The 15,762-nt window shown below is 67.7% G+C and carries 15 protein-coding genes; 3 read left to right on the plus strand and 12 right to left on the minus strand.

Translation table 11 applies throughout. The features are described from left to right. From metH to Q0581_RS09340, 9 genes are all read right to left on the minus strand, one after another. Nucleotides 1-2,643, minus strand: a complete 2,643-nt coding sequence (metH, locus tag Q0581_RS09300; protein WP_298699643.1) for a methionine synthase — start codon at nt 2,641-2,643, stop codon at nt 1-3. Further along, nucleotides 2,643-3,329, minus strand: a complete 687-nt coding sequence (locus Q0581_RS09305; protein ID WP_298699646.1) for a class I SAM-dependent methyltransferase — start codon at nt 3,327-3,329, stop codon at nt 2,643-2,645. Before Q0581_RS09305 ends, metH begins: the two co-directional genes overlap by 1 nt. Continuing rightward, on the minus strand, nt 3,326-4,390 hold the full coding sequence (locus tag Q0581_RS09310; RefSeq protein ID WP_298699648.1) for a homocysteine S-methyltransferase family protein: 1,065 nt from the start codon (nt 4,388-4,390) through the stop codon (nt 3,326-3,328). The genes Q0581_RS09305 and Q0581_RS09310 overlap by 4 nt, the downstream gene beginning before the upstream one ends. 2 nt (nt 4,391-4,392) lie before the next feature. Next, entirely contained in the window at nt 4,393-5,451 is a 1,059-nt protein-coding gene (gene metF, locus Q0581_RS09315; protein WP_298699650.1) for a methylenetetrahydrofolate reductase [NAD(P)H], read from the minus strand. Further along, nucleotides 5,451-6,413 (minus strand): metalloregulator ArsR/SmtB family transcription factor, encoded by a 963-nt coding sequence (locus Q0581_RS09320; RefSeq protein ID WP_298699651.1) that lies wholly within the window; start codon nt 6,411-6,413, stop codon nt 5,451-5,453. The genes metF and Q0581_RS09320 overlap by 1 nt, the downstream gene beginning before the upstream one ends. Nucleotides 6,414-6,468: 55 nt before the next feature. Continuing rightward, the gene (locus tag Q0581_RS09325; RefSeq protein WP_298699653.1) at nt 6,469-7,395 is read right to left on the minus strand and encodes a 2-hydroxyacid dehydrogenase; all 927 of its coding nucleotides are present in this window, start codon (nt 7,393-7,395) and stop codon (nt 6,469-6,471) included. 26 nt (nt 7,396-7,421) lie between these two features. Then, entirely contained in the window at nt 7,422-9,089 is a 1,668-nt protein-coding gene (gene ettA, locus Q0581_RS09330; protein WP_298699655.1) for an energy-dependent translational throttle protein EttA, read from the minus strand. A 105-nt stretch (nt 9,090-9,194) separates the two neighbouring features. Further along, complete coding sequence (locus Q0581_RS09335; protein WP_298699656.1) at nt 9,195-9,539, minus strand: chorismate mutase; 345 nt, start codon at nt 9,537-9,539, stop codon at nt 9,195-9,197. Beyond that, nucleotides 9,511-10,326 (minus strand): ferredoxin--NADP reductase, encoded by an 816-nt coding sequence (locus tag Q0581_RS09340; protein WP_298699657.1) that lies wholly within the window; start codon nt 10,324-10,326, stop codon nt 9,511-9,513. Before Q0581_RS09340 ends, Q0581_RS09335 begins: the two co-directional genes overlap by 29 nt. A 116-nt stretch (nt 10,327-10,442) precedes the next feature. Between Q0581_RS09340 and Q0581_RS09345 the strand changes: the two genes are divergently transcribed. The 3 genes from Q0581_RS09345 to Q0581_RS09355 all read left to right on the plus strand — a co-directional run bounded on the left by Q0581_RS09345 (nt 10,443) and on the right by Q0581_RS09355 (nt 13,494). Next, nucleotides 10,443-12,689: a S9 family peptidase gene (locus Q0581_RS09345; protein WP_298699659.1), complete on the plus strand. Its 2,247-nt coding sequence runs from the start codon at nt 10,443-10,445 to the stop codon at nt 12,687-12,689. Nucleotides 12,690-12,751: 62 nt separating this feature from the next. Beyond that, on the plus strand, nt 12,752-13,228 hold the full coding sequence (locus Q0581_RS09350; RefSeq protein ID WP_298699660.1) for a low affinity iron permease family protein: 477 nt from the start codon (nt 12,752-12,754) through the stop codon (nt 13,226-13,228). Then, nucleotides 13,225-13,494, plus strand: a complete 270-nt coding sequence (locus Q0581_RS09355) for a SemiSWEET family transporter (RefSeq protein WP_298699662.1) — start codon at nt 13,225-13,227, stop codon at nt 13,492-13,494. The genes Q0581_RS09350 and Q0581_RS09355 overlap by 4 nt, the downstream gene beginning before the upstream one ends. On the opposite strand, the gene Q0581_RS09360 is transcribed toward Q0581_RS09355, so the two are convergent. The 3 genes from Q0581_RS09360 to Q0581_RS09370 all read right to left on the minus strand — a co-directional run bounded on the left by Q0581_RS09360 (nt 13,491) and on the right by Q0581_RS09370 (nt 15,762). Continuing rightward, nucleotides 13,491-14,306, minus strand: a complete 816-nt coding sequence (locus Q0581_RS09360) for a hypothetical protein (protein ID WP_298699664.1) — start codon at nt 14,304-14,306, stop codon at nt 13,491-13,493. The two genes, Q0581_RS09355 and Q0581_RS09360, sit on opposite strands and share 4 nt — an antisense overlap. Before the next feature lie 109 nt (nt 14,307-14,415). After that, on the minus strand, nt 14,416-15,063 hold the full coding sequence (locus tag Q0581_RS09365) for a hypothetical protein (protein ID WP_298699666.1): 648 nt from the start codon (nt 15,061-15,063) through the stop codon (nt 14,416-14,418). 48 nt (nt 15,064-15,111) lie between these two features. Beyond that, complete coding sequence (locus tag Q0581_RS09370; protein WP_298699667.1) at nt 15,112-15,762, minus strand: 3-oxoacid CoA-transferase subunit B; 651 nt, start codon at nt 15,760-15,762, stop codon at nt 15,112-15,114.

The following is a 15,762-nucleotide window of genomic DNA, read 5'->3' on the forward strand; positions in this document are numbered from 1 at the left end:
TCAGACCGGGTCGTAGTTCAGGATGGGCGCCAGCCAGCGTTCGGCCGTGGCGAGATCCCAGCCCTTGCGCACGGCGTAGTCCACCACCTGATCGCGATCGATCTTGCCCACGCCGAAATAGTGGCTGCCCGGATGGCCGAAATACAGGCCCGAGACAGACGCCGGCGGCGTCATGGCGAAACTGTCGGTCAGGGCCATGCCCGCGTTTGAACCGGCGTCCAACAGGCGGAACAGGGTGGCCTTCTCGGTATGGTCCGGCTGGGCCGGATAGCCGGGCGCGGGCCGGATGCCCTGGTATTTCTCCTCGATCAGATCCTGCACGCTGGTCGCCTCGTCCGGGACATAGCCCCACAACTGGGTGCGGACTTCCTTGTGCAGCCGCTCGGCGAAGGCTTCGGCCAGGCGGTCGGCCAGGGCGGTGGACAGGATGGCGGAATAGTCGTCGCCCGCCGCCTTGAACGCCGTCGCCCGTTCCAGCTCGCCATGGCCGGTGGTGACGGCGAAGGCGCCCAGATAGTCGTTTCCGTCCTCGGCCACAAAGTCCGAAAGGCACAGGTTGGGCTTGCCGTTCGACTTGGCGATCTGCTGGCGCAGGCCGTGGAAACGGGCCAGTTCGGTGCTGCGCGTTTCGTCGGACCAGACCACGATGTCGTCGCCGCGCGCATTGGCGGTCCAGAACCCGACGACGCCGCGCGCGGTGAACCATTTCTCCGCGACGATCCGCTTCAGCATGGCTTGGGCGTCGCGGAACAGGTCGCGGGCGGCCTGGCCGACGATCTCGTCCTCCAGGATCAGCGGATAGCGGCCGATCAGCTCCCAGCTGGCGAAGAAGGGCGTCCAGTCGATGTGGTCGGCCAGATCCTGCAGGTCCCAGCCGTCATAGGCGCGCACGCCCAGGAAGGCGGGGGCAGGGGCGGGCGCCTGGTCCGCCGGGGGGCGCCAGCGGTTGTCGCGCGCCTGCTGGATCGTGGCGCGGGCCTTCACCTCCTGGCCGCGGGCGTATTGTTCGCGGATGCGGACATACTCCTCGCGCGTGGCCGTCTCGTTCTTCGCCTTGTCCGTCGGCGACAGCAGGCCCGAGACCACCCCGACCGCCCGGCTGGCGTCGATGACATAGGTGGTCGATCCGGCCTTGTAGGCGGGCTCGATCTTGACCGCCGTATGGGTGCGGCTGGTCGTGGCGCCCCCGATCAACAGGGGAATGTCGAAGCCGCGCCGCTCCATCTCGCGCGCCACGAACACCATTTCGTCCAGCGACGGGGTGATCAGCCCCGACAGGCCGATGATGTCGCAGTCGTTCGCCTTGGCCTCGTCCAGAATGCGGTCGGCGGGGACCATGACGCCCAGGTCCACCACTTCGTAGTTGTTACACTGAAGCACGACGCCGACGATGTTCTTGCCGATGTCGTGCACGTCGCCCTTGACCGTGGCCATCAGGATCTTGCCGTTGGACCGGCGCGGCTGGCCGGCCTTTTCGGCCTCCATGAACGGCTCCAGGTGGGCCACGGCCTGTTTCATCACCCGCGCCGACTTGACCACCTGGGGCAGGAACATCTTGCCCGATCCGAACAGGTCGCCGACCACATTCATCCCGTCCATCAGCGGGCCTTCGATGACGTGCAGCGGGCGTTCGGAACCCTGGCGCGCCTCTTCGGTGTCGGCGGTGATGTAGTCGGTAATGCCATGCACCAGGGCGTGTTCGATCCGCTTGCCCACCGGGGCGTCGCGCCACCTCAGATCGACGACCTTGGCCGCGCCCTTTTCGCCCTTGTAGTCGGGCGCCATGTCCACCAGCCGCTCGGTGTTGGACACATTGGTCCGCTGGGGCCGGTTCAGGATCACGTCCTCGACCGCCTCGCGCAGCACCGGGTCGATGTCGTCATAGACCGGCAGGTCGCCAGCATTGACGATGCCCATGTCCATGCCCGCCGCGATGGCGTGATACAGGAAGACGCTGTGGATCGCCCGGCGCACCGGCTCGTTGCCGCGGAACGAGAACGACACGTTCGACACCCCGCCCGACACATGGGCGTGGGGCAGGGTGCGGCGGATTTCGCGCGTCGCCTCGATGAAGTCGACGGCGTAGTTGTCGTGTTCCTCGATCCCCGTCGCCACGGCGAAGATATTGGGGTCGAAGATGATGTCTTCGGGCGGGAATCCGACCTCGTCCACCAGGATGCGATAGGCGCGGGTGCAGATCTCGATCTTGCGGGCCTTGGTGTCGGCCTGCCCCACCTCGTCAAAGGCCATGACCACCACGGCGGCGCCGTAGCGCAGGCACTGGATGGCGTGATGGCGAAAGGCGGCCTCGCCCTCCTTCAGGCTGATCGAGTTGACGATCGGCTTGCCCTGCACGCATTTCAGGCCCGCCTCGATCACCTCCCATTTGGAGCTGTCGATCATCACCGGCACGCGGGCGATGTCGGGTTCGGCGGCGATCAGGTTCAGGAAGGTGGTCATGGCCTGGGCGCCGTCCAGCAGCCCCTCGTCCATGTTGACGTCCAGCACCTGGGCCCCCGCCTCGACCTGCTGGCGCGCGACCGACAGGGCCTCGGGGTAATTCCCCTCGACGATCAGCTTCCTGAATTGGGCCGAGCCGGTGACGTTGGTCCGCTCGCCGACATTGATGAAGACAGGACGCATCAGGCGTAGGCCACCCAGCCGCGGAAGGTGAAGGCCGCGTAGAACAGCGTCACATTCGAGAAGCCAGCCTGACGAAGCAGTTCCTCGTCCCGCTGGGGTGACAGGCTGTGCAACGCCTTCGACACGGCCTCGCGGCGGCGTCGTGCATCCTCGGGCGCGCTGCCTGAAGCGACGAGATAAGCCTCCTCGCGGTCGAGCCAGACTTCGCGCGCTTCCGGGTCTTGCGCATAGCTGATGTGCATGACGACGAACGGCGCGCCGGGCTTGAGCCGCTGTCGCACCTGCTGGAGCGTCTGCAGCCGCTTGTCCGGATCGAGGAAATGCATCGTGAGCAAGCAGGCCGCGCCGTCGAACGGACCTTCGGGCGCATTGTCGATGTAGCCTGCGTGCAGAGTGACCCGATCTGCGAGGGCGCCGAGCGTCGATCGCGCCAAGTCCAGCATCGCCTCTGCCGGATCGACGCCGTCGAAGGTCCATTCAGGATGATCCTCGGCGAAGACCTTGAGTTCCAGTCCGCCCCCAGCGCCGAGCGCGAGCATCCGGGCGTCAGCGGGCGCGTGTTCCGCGAGCAGAATCGACGCCATGCGATGAACGGCATCGACGCCAGGCACGGTGCGACGGGCGTTTTCGGCGTAGTGTGAGATCGCTGCGGGATCGCCGAACGGGTTGGGCTTAGACGAGGTCACGCTGGGGCCTCGAACGGCTCGAGGCCGGACAGACGCAGGGCCACAGGCCGTTCCGGGATCTCGCGTGGGGTCACGCCCGCGACCTCTTGGGCCGTATGCCGGATGTGGTCCGGCGTCGTGCCGCAGCAGCCGCCGACGATGTTGACCAGACCCGACTTGGCCCATTCCTCGAGATGATGCGCCGTCTCGTGCGGCTCCTCGTCGTACTGGCCCATCGCGTTGGGCAGGCCGGCGTTGGGATAGGCGGCAACCAGGGTGTCGGCGACCCGCGCCAGATCGGCGATGAAGGGCCGCATCAGATCGGCCCCCAGGGCGCAGTTGAAGCCCACGGCGAACGGCCGGGCGTGGCGCACGCTGTTCCAGAAGGCCTCGGCCGTCTGGCCCGACAGGGTCCGGCCCGAACGGTCGGTGATGGTGCCCGAGATCCACAGGGGGAGGGGCTCATACCCCTCGTCCTCCAGATCCTTGATCGCCTTGATCGCCGCCTTGCAGTTCAGGGTGTCGAACACCGTCTCGATCAGGAACAGGTCCACCCCGCCCTGGTGCAGGGCGCGCGCCTGCTGGCTGTAGGCGGCATAGACTTCGTCATAGCTGACGGCGCGATAGCCGGGGTCGTTGACGTCGGGGCTGATGGACAGGGTGCGGTTGGTCGGGCCGATGGCGCCGGCGACGAAGCGCGGCTTGTGCGGCTCTTTCGCCGTCCAGTGGTCGGCGACCTGGCGCGCGATGCGGGCGCCTTCGACATTCAGGTCGTGGACGGCGTCTTCCAGACCATAATCGGCCTGGGCGATCGTGGTGGCCGAGAAGGTGTTGGTCTCGCTGATGTCGGCCCCGGCGGCGTAATAGACGTCGTGCAACTCGGCCACGATGTCGGGCCGGGTCAGGATCAGCAGATCGTTGTTGCCCTTTTGCGGGTGGCCGTGGTCGGCGAAGCGGTCGCCGCGGAAGTCTTCCTCCGACAGTTCCCGGCGCTGGATCATCACGCCCCAGGCGCCGTCCAGCACCAGGATGCGTTCCCTGGCCGCGGCGTGCAGGGCCGCGATGCGTTCGGTGCGGGTCATGGTTATCCTCCCCCTTCGGGGGAGGTGGCGCGCAGCGAAGCGGAGCGACGGAGGGGGCTCGCCTCAGCCTCCGGCGCTTGCGGCTGGCCCCCTCCACCACTTCTTGGTTCCCCTCCCCCGATGGGGGAGGATAGCTCGCGCACGCCCAGCACCCGGCAGATGGCGTAGACCAGATCGGCGCGGTTCAGGGTGTAGAAGTGGAAGTCGCTGAACCCCTCTTCCTGCAAGCGGGCGCAGGTCTCGGCCGCGACCGAGGCGGCCAGCAGGCGGCGCGTGTCCGGGTCGTCGTCCAGCCCCTCGAAATGGGCCGCCAGCCAGTCGGGGATCGACGCCCCGCAGGCGCCGCACATCCGCTTCAGCCCGTTGAAATTGGACACCGGCATGATCCCGGGGATCAACGGAATGGTCACCCCCGCCGCCCGCACCCGGTCGCGGAACCGCAGAAAGGCGTCGATGTCGAAGAAGAACTGGCTGACCGCGCGGGTGGCCCCGGCGTCCACCTTGGCCTTCAGCACGGCGATGTCGTGGTCGATCGAGCCGCTTTCGGGATGACCCTCGGGATAGGCGCCGACCGTGACCTCGAACCCGCCCGCCCGCCCGATGGCGGCGGTCAGTTCGGTGGCGTTGGCGTAGCCATCGGCGCGGGGCGAATAGGCGCCGCCGATACCGGCCGAACCGGGCGGGTCGCCACGCAGGGCCACGATGTGATCCACGCCGATGGTCTTGTAACCCGCGATCACCTCGTCCACCTCGTCCCGGCTGGCCTCGACGCAGGTCAGGTGGGCGGCGGGGCGCAGCGACGTCTCGGAGATGATCCGCTGGACCGTGCGGTGGGTGCGTTCACGGGTCGAGCCGCCGGCGCCATAGGTGACCGAGACGAAGGCGGGGTTCAGCGGCTCCAGCCGCCGGATCGCCTTCCACAGATTGGCCTCGGCCTCGTCCGACTTGGGCGGAAAGAACTCGAACGAGACGTTCACGGGGTCGCGGTTCGACCCCGCGCGGGCGACGGGCCCCAGCGGCGACAGCAGAAGGGCGCGGGCCTGGGCGAGCGAGGAGGCCATCAGGCGGTCTTTCGTGCGGATTGGGCGGGCCGCTGGGCGGTCCAGATGATGACGGTCAGGCCGTCCTGATCGGGCGGCAGGGCGATGGGCGCGGACGGCTTCAGCCCGGCGTCGGTCAGCCAGCGTCGGATCTCGTCGTCGGCGAAACCCAGGCGGCGATGCTGATGCTCGTCGCGCAGGCGCTCGATGTCGTGCGGGGCGAAATCGACGATCAGCAGCCGCCCGCCCGGCATGACCAGACGCGCCGCCTCGACCACCGCCGCCGCCGGATCCGCCAAGTAGTGCAGCACCTGGTGCACCAGAACCAGATCGGCGCTCTCGGCCGGCAGGCGGGTCGAGAAGATGTCGCCGTGGCGCAGCTCCACCCGCTCCAGCCCGGCGCGGGCGACGTTGGACCGGGCGATGTTCAGCATGTTGTGGCTGAGATCCAGCCCCACCGACATCCGCGCCTTCTTGCCTAACAGGGTCAGCATCCGGCCCGAGCCGGTGCCCAGGTCCACCACCCGCTCGAAGGGGCCGGGCCCGGCCGCGCGTTCGATGGCGGCCTCCACAGCCGTCTCGGCGACATACAGGCTGCGGATGCGGTCCCACTGGGGCGCGACCTGTTCGAAATAGGCGGCGGCGGCGGTCTCGCGTTCCTTGTGCACATCATCCAGGCGGCGATGATCAGCGTCCGCCTCTCCGTCCGCCAGCAGGTCCAGCACCGTGTCGATCAGGCGATGCACCACCGGGTCGGACGTCAGGCGATAGAAGACCCGCGCCCCATCGGGAAACCGCTCGACCAGACCGGCGTCGCTCATCAGCTTCAGGTGGCGCGACACGCGCGGCTGGCTCTGGTCCAGCACGCGGGACAGCTCCATGACCGACAGTTCCTCGCCCGCCAGCAGCGACAGCACCCGCAACCGGGTCGGTTCGCCGGCGGCGCGCAGGGCTTCGACAGTCTGATCGGCGGTCAGGGACATGGTTACATATAAGGATATCCTTATATGTTTATGCAAGCGTAAAAGGCGAGTTGCGTCAGGGGATGGGCGTGACCAGCGGCCGTCCGTTCAGCCCGGCGTCCAGGTTCTGCAGCAACAGCATCAGCATGGCCTGCACCGCCTGGGTCGTGGCCCCGGCCGTGTGCGGGGTCAGCACGGTGTTGGGCACGTCGGCCCAGCGCGCGGGATCGGTCGGTTCAGGCTCGAACACATCCAGGGCCGCCCCGCCCAGCCGCCCAGCCTTCAGCGCCTGGATCAGGGCGTCTTCGTCCACCAGTTGTCCGCGCGCGACATTGACCAAGAGGCCCTCCGGCCCCAGCGCCTGGATCACTTCCGCCGAGATCAGGCCCTTGTTGTCGTCGTCGGCGCGGCAGGCGACCACCAGAATGTCGCTGTCCCGCGCCAGGTCCAGCAGGGATGGGGCCATGGGCCAGGCCGCATCCCTGGCGCGCGGGCCCCACCAGGACACGGTCATCCGCAACGCCTGACACCGCCGGGCCACCGCCTCGCCGATGGCGCCCAGGCCGACGACGCCGACGCGCTGGTCCTTCAGGCTGGGGGTTATGGTCTTGGATTCCGACGTCCAGCCGCCGGCCCGCACCTGGCGGTCGCCGGCCGCGATCTGACGACGCGACGCCAGGATCAACGCCAGGGCGTGATCGGCCACATCTTCATGGTTCACCCCCGGCGCATGGCTGAGAATCAACTCGCGCGCCCGGCACCAGTCGACGTCGATCTGTTCATAGCCAGCGGTGAAACAGGCGATATGGACCAGGTTCGGCAACCGCTCGATCAGCGCCTTGTCCAACGGAAACTCGCCCGCCACCACCAGGGCGCGGATGTCGCCTTCCGCCTCGACCGGTGGCCCTTCCCACAGACGATAGACGACATAGGCGCCGTCCAGAAACGCCGACAGCGGCGCCAGATGCCGCTGCATGATCATGATCGCGGGGCGGTCGGTCATGCAGCGGCTCCTTGGCTATCGGGCGATCAGCGCCCGAACTTCTGGAATTTGATCCGGTGCGGGATCAGGGCGTCGGTGCCCAGGCGGCGCTTCTTGTCTTCTTCATAGGCTTCGAAGTTTCCTTCGAACCATTCGACGTGGCTGTCGCCCTCGAAGGCCAGGATGTGCGTCGCCAGGCGGTCCAGGAACCAGCGGTCGTGGCTGATGACCACGGCGCAGCCGGCGAATTCCTCCAGCGCCTCTTCCAGGTTCTGCAGGGTCTCGATGTCCAGGTCGTTGGTCGGTTCGTCCAGCAGGATCAGATTGCCGCCGGTGGCCAGGGTGCGCGCCAGGTGCACCCGGTTGCGTTCACCGCCCGACAGCAGGCCGACCTTCTTCTGCTGGTCGCCGCCCTTGAAGTTGAAGCTGCCGACATAGGCGCGGGTGTTGATCTCGCGCTTACCGACCATCATCACGTCGGTGCCGCCCGAGATGGCCTGCCAGATGGTCTCATCCGGTTTGAGGTCGTCGCGCGACTGGTCGACATAGGCCAGCTTGACGGTCTCGCCGACGCGGATCGAGCCGGCGTCGGGCTGTTCCTGGCCGGTGATCATGCGGAACAGGGTCGACTTGCCCGCGCCGTTGGGGCCGATCACGCCGACGATGCCGTTGGGCGGCAGTTTGAACGACAGGTCCTTGAACAGCAGCTTGTCGCCATAGGACTTCTCCAGCCCCTCGACCTCCAGCACCACATTGCCCAGACGCGGGCCAGGCGGGATCTGGATGACGGCGTGGGTCTGGGCCTTGGCCGAGTTTTCCTGTTCGGCCACCATCTTCTCATAGGCGGCCAGACGCGCTTTGGACTTGGCCTGGCGGGCCTTGGCGCCGGAACGCACCCATTCCAGTTCGCGGGTCAGGGCGCGCTGACGGGCCTCGGATTCCGACTGTTCCTGAACGACGCGCTTCTGCTTGGCTTCAAGCCAGCTGGAATAGTTGCCCTCGTGCGGGTGGCCCTTGCCGCGGTCCAGCTCCAGCGTCCACTTGGTCACCTGGTCCAGGAAGTAGCGGTCGTGGGTCACCAGGATGACGCAGCCGGGGAAATTCTCCAGGTGGTGCTGCAGCCAGGCGACGGATTCGGCGTCCAGGTGGTTGGTCGGTTCGTCCATCAGCAGCATGTCGGGCTTGGACAGCAGCAGGCGCGCCAGGGCCACGCGGCGCTTCTCGCCCCCCGATAGATTGGTCACCGACCAGTCGTCCGGCGGGCAGCGCAGGGCGTCCATGGCCATTTCGATGCGGCTGTCGATGTCCCAGACGTCGCCGGCGTCGATCTTCTCCTGGAGGGCGGTCATCTCCTCCATCAGTTCGTCGGTGTAGTTTTCACCCAGTTCGGCGGCCACGGCGTTGAAGCGGTTGACCCACTGCTTCTCCTCGCACCAGGCCTCGACGTTCTCGCGCACGTTCAGGGCGGGATCCAGTTGCGGCTCCTGCTCCAGATAGCCGCGCTTGACGCCGTCGGCGGCCTTGGCCTCGCCCTGGAACTCGGTGTCCAGCCCGGCCATGATCTTCAGCAGCGTCGACTTGCCCGAGCCGTTGACGCCGACGACGCCGATCTTGGCGTCGTTGTAGAAGCTGAGCCAGATGTTCTCGAAGACCTTCTTGCCGCCGGGATAGGCCTTGGTCAGGCCCTGCATCTGGAAAATATATTGCTGCGCCATGGGGTGCGGTGCGCCCTGTCTCTGTCGGATCGTGGGGAGTGTGGCGCGGGATGTAGCCCTCGCGCCGCGTCAGGGCAAATGGCTATGCCGCGACAAGACGGTGTTTCAGGTCCGCGTCCGGTCCCACACCGCCAACTCATGGGCGATGCAGCGGTCGATCAGGGTGCGCCAGACCGGCTCGGCGATCGCGGGCGACAGGCCGGCCGGACCGGCGGCGGCCAGCACCTTGGCCACCACATCCTCGATGCGGGCGTCGTCGTGGACCACGTCGCGGCTGGGCTTGATGCGGGCGGCGGCGTTCATATAGCGCTGGCGTTCGGCCAGCAGGGTAACCAGGGCGCGGTCCAGGGCGTCGACCCCCTGGCGCACCTGAACCATGGTCTCGCACGCCTCGGGCGCCGTGCGGGCGTCGATCTTCAGCTCATCCGACAAAGGCGCGCTCCAGCACATAGTCGCCCGGCTCGGCGTTCGAGCCTTCCTTCAGGCCATAGGTCTCCAGGATTTCGCCCGTCTGCTTGATCATGGCCATGGAGCCGCACAGCATGACCCGGTCGCTGTTGGGCGAAAAGCCGATGGGCAGGCCCAGATCGGCGAACAGGTCGCCCGACGTGATGCGGTCGGTGATGCGGCCGGGCGTCTCGAACTTTTCGCGCGTGACGGTGGGATAATAGGTCAGCTGGGCCTTGGCCTCGTCGCCGATCAGGGGGTCGTCGTGGATGCCTGCCGTGAAGAAGTCGCGATAGGCCAGGTCGGCGACATTGCGCACCGTGTGGCAGACGATCACCTGGCCGAAGCGGGAATAGGTGTCCGGGTCGCGCGCCACCGACAGCCAGGGCGCCAGGCCCGTCCCCGTGCCGATCAGCCACAGACGTTCGCCGCCCGTCAGCGCGTCCAGAACCAGGGTGCCGGTCGGTTTCTTGCCCATCAGCACGCTGTCGCCCGGCTGGATCGCCTGAAGGCGGCGGGTCAGCGGGCCGTCTGGCACCTTGATGGAGAAGAACTCCAGCTCTTCGGCCCAGGCGGGGCTGGCGATGGAATAGGCGCGCAAGATCGGCTTTGCGCCATCTTCGCCGGGCAGGCCGATCATCACGAACTCGCCCGACCGGAAGCGGAAGTCCTCGGGCCGTTCGATGGCGAAGCTGAACAGCTGGTCGGTCCAGTGGCGGACCCACAGGACTTTCAGATCGTGGAACGGGCTGGCCTTGGCGGGCGCAGGGGCGGCGGGGGCGTCGGTCATCGCGGCTGTAATAGGCGCCCCGGCGGCGCGGCGAAAGGGCGGGCGGCGCGGCCGGACGCCGCGCGGCGCAGAATTGTCCGTGACGGGGTGGAAAACGGTCATTAGCGTGGCCGCCCATGCGCACTCTTATTCTTGTCTCCGCCCTTTCGCTGATCGCCGGCGCCGCCCTGGCCCAGACCGCCGATCCCGCCGTCCTGACGCCCGAGCGGGTGTTTTCCGATCCCGGCCTGAACGGCCCGGTGGCCCAGGGCGTCAGCCTGTCGCCGGACGGCCAACTGGCCGCCTTCCTGCGGGCGCGCGAAGACGACGCCAGCGTGCTGGACTTGTGGGCCGTGCCGACCGCGGGCGGCGAGCCGTTCAAGCTGATCGACGCCCGCGCCCTGGTTCCCGATGCGGGCGAGCTGTCCGAGGCGGAGAAGGCCCGGCGCGAACGCATGCGCATCAGCCAGCGCGGCGTCGTGGAATATTCGTGGGACGAACAGGGCCGCTATATCCTGGCGCCGCTGGAAGGCGACGTCTTCCTGGCGGCGCGGGCCGATGGCTCGGTGCGCCGCCTGACCGAGACCGAGGGCGACGAGATCGACGCCCGCGTCAGCCCGCGCGGAAACTTCGTTTCGTGGGTGCGCGACCAGAACCTGTATGTCCACGACCTGGCGACCGGGACCGAACGCGCCGTCACCACCGATGGCGCCGACCTGATCACCTGGGCCACGGCCGAGTTCATCGCCCAGGAGGAGATGGACCGCGACCACGGCTATTGGTGGAGCCCGACCGAACGGTTCATCGCCCTGCAACGCACCGACGAATCGACCGTCGACATCATTCCGCGCCTGGACATCACCGGCGGCGGCTCCAGCGTGATCCAGCAGCGTTACCCCCGCGCGGGCCGCCCCAACGCCGTGGTCGATCTGTATGTCCACGACATCACCACCGGCCAGCGGGTCAAGGTGGATCTGGGGACCAACACCGACATCTATCTGGCGCGGGTCAACTGGTCGGTCGCGGGGGACGTGCTGTATGTCCAGCGCCAGTCGCGCGATCAGAAGCGGGTGGACCTGCTGGCCGTCGATCCGGCCACCGGCGCCTCGCGCGTGATCCTGAGCCAGACCGACGATGCCTGGGTGGATCTGACCAACGACTTCCGCCCGCTGAAGGACGGCGGCTTCATCTGGTCGAACGAAGAGAACGGCTGGCGGCACCTGTACCGCTATGACCGCAACGGGCGGCTGGTGCGGCCGCTGACGCGTGGACCGTGGCCGGTCAAGGGGCTGAACGGCTTCAACGAGGAAACGGGCGAGCTGTATTTCACCGCCTCCATGCGCGACGGCCGTGAATATCCGATCGAGCAGCAGCTGTTCCGCGCCCGCCTGGACCGCACGGTCGATCCGGTAGCGGTGACGCCCCAGGGCGGCTGGTGGGGCGCTTCGATGAACCGCACGGCCACGGCCTATATCGGCAACTACACCGATCTGAACACGCCGATGCGGTCGGGCCTGTACCGCACCGACGGCACGCTGGTCCGGTGGATCGAAGAGAACCGGCTGGATCAGAGCCACCCCTTCCACCCTTACGTCTCGCGCATGCCCCAGACAACGTTCGGCACGCTGGACAGCCATGGCGAGACCCTGGTCTGGCGCATCAGCACCCCGCCGGGTTTTGACGCCAGCAAACGCTATCCGGTGGTGATGCAGGTCTATGGCGGCCCGTCGGGCGGCGGGGTCCGCAACGGCTGGCTGGGCGGCACGACCCAGCTGCTGACCGAGGCGGGCTATATTGTCTTCCGCCTGGACAATCGGGGCGAAGGCAACCGTTCGCGCGCCTTCGAGACCGCGCTTTACCGCCGCATGGGCCAGCCCGAGATCGAGGATCAGGTCCTGGCCGCCGACTATCTGCGGACCCTGCCCTATGTCGACGGCGACCGCATCGCCATGATGGGCTGGAGCTATGGCGGCTTCATGAGCCTGATGGCCCTGACCGAGCCCAAGATGGGCCTGGCAGCCGGCCTGGTCGGCGCCCCGCCGACGGAATGGGGCCTGTACGACACCCACTACACCGAACGCTACATGTCCACGCCCCAGGACAACGCCGAAGGCTATGCCGCCTCGGACGCCATTCCGCGCCTGGGCGATATGACGGGGCGGCTGCTGCTGATGCATGGCATGGCCGACGACAACGTCATTTTCGAAAACGCCACCCGCGTCATCGACGCCCTGCAGGCGCGCAGCCTGCCGTTCGAGATGATGCTGTATCCCGGCCAGCGCCACGGCGTGCGCGGCAATGCAAGGCAGCTTCAGCAATGGCGCACCTATCTGGACTTCCTGGATCGCACCATCGGCGCCCGGTCGCCGGCGGCCCAGGACTGACCGCGGCGGCAGGGTTTCAGGGTCGCCTCGCAACCCTGCCGCCCGCGCGCCGTTAAGCCGCCATGGAACGCCTGTTTGTCCGCTTCGCCAATCTGACCGCCAAGGTGGCGGGCAAGCCGTGGACCTTCATCGCCTGTCTGGCCATCGTGCTGGTCTGGGCCGTGACCGGGCCGATCTTCAAGTTCAACGAGACCTGGCAGCTGATCATCAACACCGGCACGACCATCGTGACCTTCCTGATGGTCTTCCTGATCCAGAACACCCAGAACCGCGACGCCTCGGCCATGCACGCCAAGCTGGACGAGCTGGTCTATGCGGTGAAACAGGCCGAGAACCGCTTTATCGGCATCGAGCACCTGACGGAAAAGGAGCTGGACGCCATTCTGGACGAGGTCGAGGAGCGGGCCCTGGCCATCCACGCGGAACGCCGCAAGCGAGATCGCGCGGTCGAGGATCGCCAGCCCGCCAAGGCCAGTCCGGGGGGCAGTCGGGGCAAGACGCCCGCTCGCAAGGCGACGCCCCGCAAACCGGCCCAATGAGCAAGCTGGCGACGACGATCGTGGGTTCGGCGGCGGCCCTTTGCTCCATCGCCAGTTTCGCGCCCCAGATGATCAAGATCTGGAAGGAGCGCGACGCCTCGGCCGTCAGTCTGAAGACCTATTCCCTGACCGTGACCTGTTTCGTGCTGTGGGTCGCCTATGGGGTGTTGAGCGGCGCCTGGCCCATCGTGGCGGCGAACGCCTGCGCCCTGGTGATGGCGGCGGGGGTGCTGACCATGAAGTGGCGGTTCGAGCGCCGGACCTAGCCGAGGCGGGCCGCGATTTCCTGACGACGGCGGTCGGCGGCGGTCTGTTCGGTCTCGATGCGGGTCAGGGTCGCCTGGATGCGGTCGCGGGCGGGCGCCAGGGCGTCGGGCGCGGGCCGCACCTTGCGCGGTCGTTTGCGGTCCAGCCCCAGATGCGTCTTCCAGTCGGCCTGCCAGGCGTCGATCACGCCGGGCGCCTGGGCGATGGCGTCGCGGGCGCGGGCGTCGGCGTTCTGAAGCGCCCGCACCAGGGGCAGGGCCTGCACCGCCGCCGTCAGCCGCGCCTCCAGCGCCTGGATGCGGTCACGGAAGGCCAGGGTCGTCTCGGCCTCGGGGTCTTCGCGGGTCAGGCGCTCGCGTGCGGCCGCGACCTGTTCGGACAGGGCGGTGATCGCGCCGCGCAGTTCGTCGCCCAGAGCGTCCAGCTTGCCCGTCCGCTGATCCACGGCGCCGATGCGTTCGCGCAAGTCCGCCGCCAGCCCCGACAGGGCCGTCGCGCCGTCGTTGAAGACCGCGCGGAACGCCTTCAGCCGCTTGCCCGGACCGTCGAACAGACCCGCCAGCCCGCGCCGGGGAACCAGCCCCTGCGGCGCCAGGCGATCCAGCCGCGCGCGAATGTCGGAAATCAGATCCCCGCAATCCGCGCCCCGCGCACGGCACAGGGCCTCCAGCCGCGTCAGGGCGTCCGCCGCCGCCGCGTCCTGATCGGCTGCGAAATCAGCGCCGGGCGTCAGATCCTGGGCCAGCTGGGCCACGTGCGCCGCGTCTGGCGCCGGCGCGCCGCCGATGATGCGATAGGAACCGTCCGCCATTGCCCGCCCTCCCGAACTCATGACGGACACTATGTCAGCAGGCGGCGGCTTTGCGAAAGGCGGTTCGCCGAACGGGTGCGCGACCTTGCGTCTCAGCTGAAGGTTGGCGTCAGGCCTGAACCTGGGCCGCCGCCGAGGCTGCGAAGGCGTATAGAGCCAGAATCGACCCGGTCGTGATCGCGCCCGCCAGCCAGCGCCGAGAGGCGAAATTCGTCCTCAGGATCGCCGTCGCGATCACGAAGGGCGCCAGCACGGGCAGCGTCCAGTCCGCCCAGCCCAGCGTCAACAGCGTCAGCTCCGGGTTCTCAATCACCCTGGGGATCACCAGCAGCATGAAGACGGCGGGATAAAGAGGCGTGGCCAGCAACCAGGCCAGGGCGTTGGTGCGAAAGGTTCGGCCCAGCCGTCCTTTAGGGCCAAATCCCATCCGTCGCAGGATCATGACAGGGGCCAGGGTCGCGACCGCGAGGACCAAGCTGGCGACCAGCCAGAAGACGACGACCGGACCGATCAGGACCAGCAGATCCTTCACCGAATAGACCGCGAAGGCCAGCAGCGGCACGCTGACCAGGGCGCCCAGCACGCACAGCGCCAGGGTCAGGCCATAGCCGCCGTTCTCGATCCCGCCCCCGTCGCCGGGGCCGGTCATCTGGGGTAGGGTGGCGAAGTCCTGGCCCAGCTTCTCCATGCCGTAGGCCATGGGGTTCTCGAACGGCGTTCCCGCCTGTCGATACCCCTTCTGCCAGTCGTTGTTCATGGCCGCGCCTCCTGCACGGTGCAGGATAGTCGGAACGCGGCTTTATGATCAAACCAGGCCGGGGCGCACCGTATAGGTGGCCTCGGTCTTGGCGGCGACCTCGTCCAGGGTCACGCCGTCGGCCAGTTCGATCAGCTCCAGCCCCGCGCCGTCCGGCTTGACGTCGAACACGCACAGGTCGGTGATGATGCGGCTGACCACGCCCGTCCCCGTCAGCGGCAGGGTGCAGGATTTCAGCACCTTGGACTGGCCGTGCTTGTTGGCGTGATCCATGACCACCACCACGCGCTTGACGCCGGCGACCAGATCCATGGCCCCGCCCATGCCCTTCACCAGCTTGCCGGGGATCATCCAGTTGGCGATGTCGCCGTTCTCGGCCACTTCCATGGCGCCCAGGATCGACAGATTGATGTGCCCGCCGCGGATCATGGCGAAGCTGTCGGCGCTGCTGAAATAGGCCGTCTCGGGGATTTCCGTGATCGTCTGCTTGCCGGCGTTGATCAGGTCGGGATCGACCTGGTCGTCATAGGGGAAGGGACCCATGCCCAGCATGCCGTTCTCGCTCTGCAGCGTCACGGTGATGCCCTCGGGGATGTAGTTGGCCACCAGGGTCGGAATGCCGATGCCCAGGTTCACATAGAAGCCGTTCTGCAGTTCCTGCGCGGCGCGTTCGGCCAGTTGTTCGCGAGTGCGGGGCAT

Origin of the sequence: uncultured Brevundimonas sp., assembly GCF_937863155.1 — a bacterium.
Taxonomy (GTDB): Bacteria; Pseudomonadota; Alphaproteobacteria; order Caulobacterales; family Caulobacteraceae; genus Brevundimonas.

Excerpts from the sequence above, each read along its gene's own strand:
- metH (WP_298699643.1), bottom strand. The coding sequence starts at position 2,643 with ATGCGTCCTGTCTTCATCAATGTCGGCGAGCGGACCAACGTCACCGGC.
- Q0581_RS09310 (WP_298699648.1), bottom strand. The coding sequence starts at position 4,390 with ATGACCCGCACCGAACGCATCGCGGCCCTGCACGCCGCGGCCAGGGAA.
- metF (WP_298699650.1), bottom strand. The coding sequence starts at position 5,451 with ATGGCCTCCTCGCTCGCCCAGGCCCGCGCCCTTCTGCTGTCGCCGCTG.
- Q0581_RS09320 (WP_298699651.1), bottom strand. The coding sequence starts at position 6,413 with ATGTCCCTGACCGCCGATCAGACTGTCGAAGCCCTGCGCGCCGCCGGC.
- Q0581_RS09325 (WP_298699653.1), bottom strand. The coding sequence starts at position 7,395 with ATGACCGACCGCCCCGCGATCATGATCATGCAGCGGCATCTGGCGCCG.
- ettA (WP_298699655.1), bottom strand. The coding sequence starts at position 9,089 with ATGGCGCAGCAATATATTTTCCAGATGCAGGGCCTGACCAAGGCCTAT.
- Q0581_RS09335 (WP_298699656.1), bottom strand. The coding sequence starts at position 9,539 with ATGTGCTGGAGCGCGCCTTTGTCGGATGAGCTGAAGATCGACGCCCGC.
- Q0581_RS09340 (WP_298699657.1), bottom strand. The coding sequence starts at position 10,326 with ATGACCGACGCCCCCGCCGCCCCTGCGCCCGCCAAGGCCAGCCCGTTC.
- Q0581_RS09345 (WP_298699659.1), top strand. The coding sequence starts at position 10,443 with ATGCGCACTCTTATTCTTGTCTCCGCCCTTTCGCTGATCGCCGGCGCC.
- Q0581_RS09350 (WP_298699660.1), top strand. The coding sequence starts at position 12,752 with ATGGAACGCCTGTTTGTCCGCTTCGCCAATCTGACCGCCAAGGTGGCG.
- Q0581_RS09355 (WP_298699662.1), top strand. The coding sequence starts at position 13,225 with ATGAGCAAGCTGGCGACGACGATCGTGGGTTCGGCGGCGGCCCTTTGC.
- Q0581_RS09360 (WP_298699664.1), bottom strand. The coding sequence starts at position 14,306 with ATGGCGGACGGTTCCTATCGCATCATCGGCGGCGCGCCGGCGCCAGAC.
- Q0581_RS09365 (WP_298699666.1), bottom strand. The coding sequence starts at position 15,063 with ATGAACAACGACTGGCAGAAGGGGTATCGACAGGCGGGAACGCCGTTC.
- Q0581_RS09370 (WP_298699667.1), bottom strand. The coding sequence starts at position 15,762 with ATGCCCCGCACTCGCGAACAACTGGCCGAACGCGCCGCGCAGGAACTG.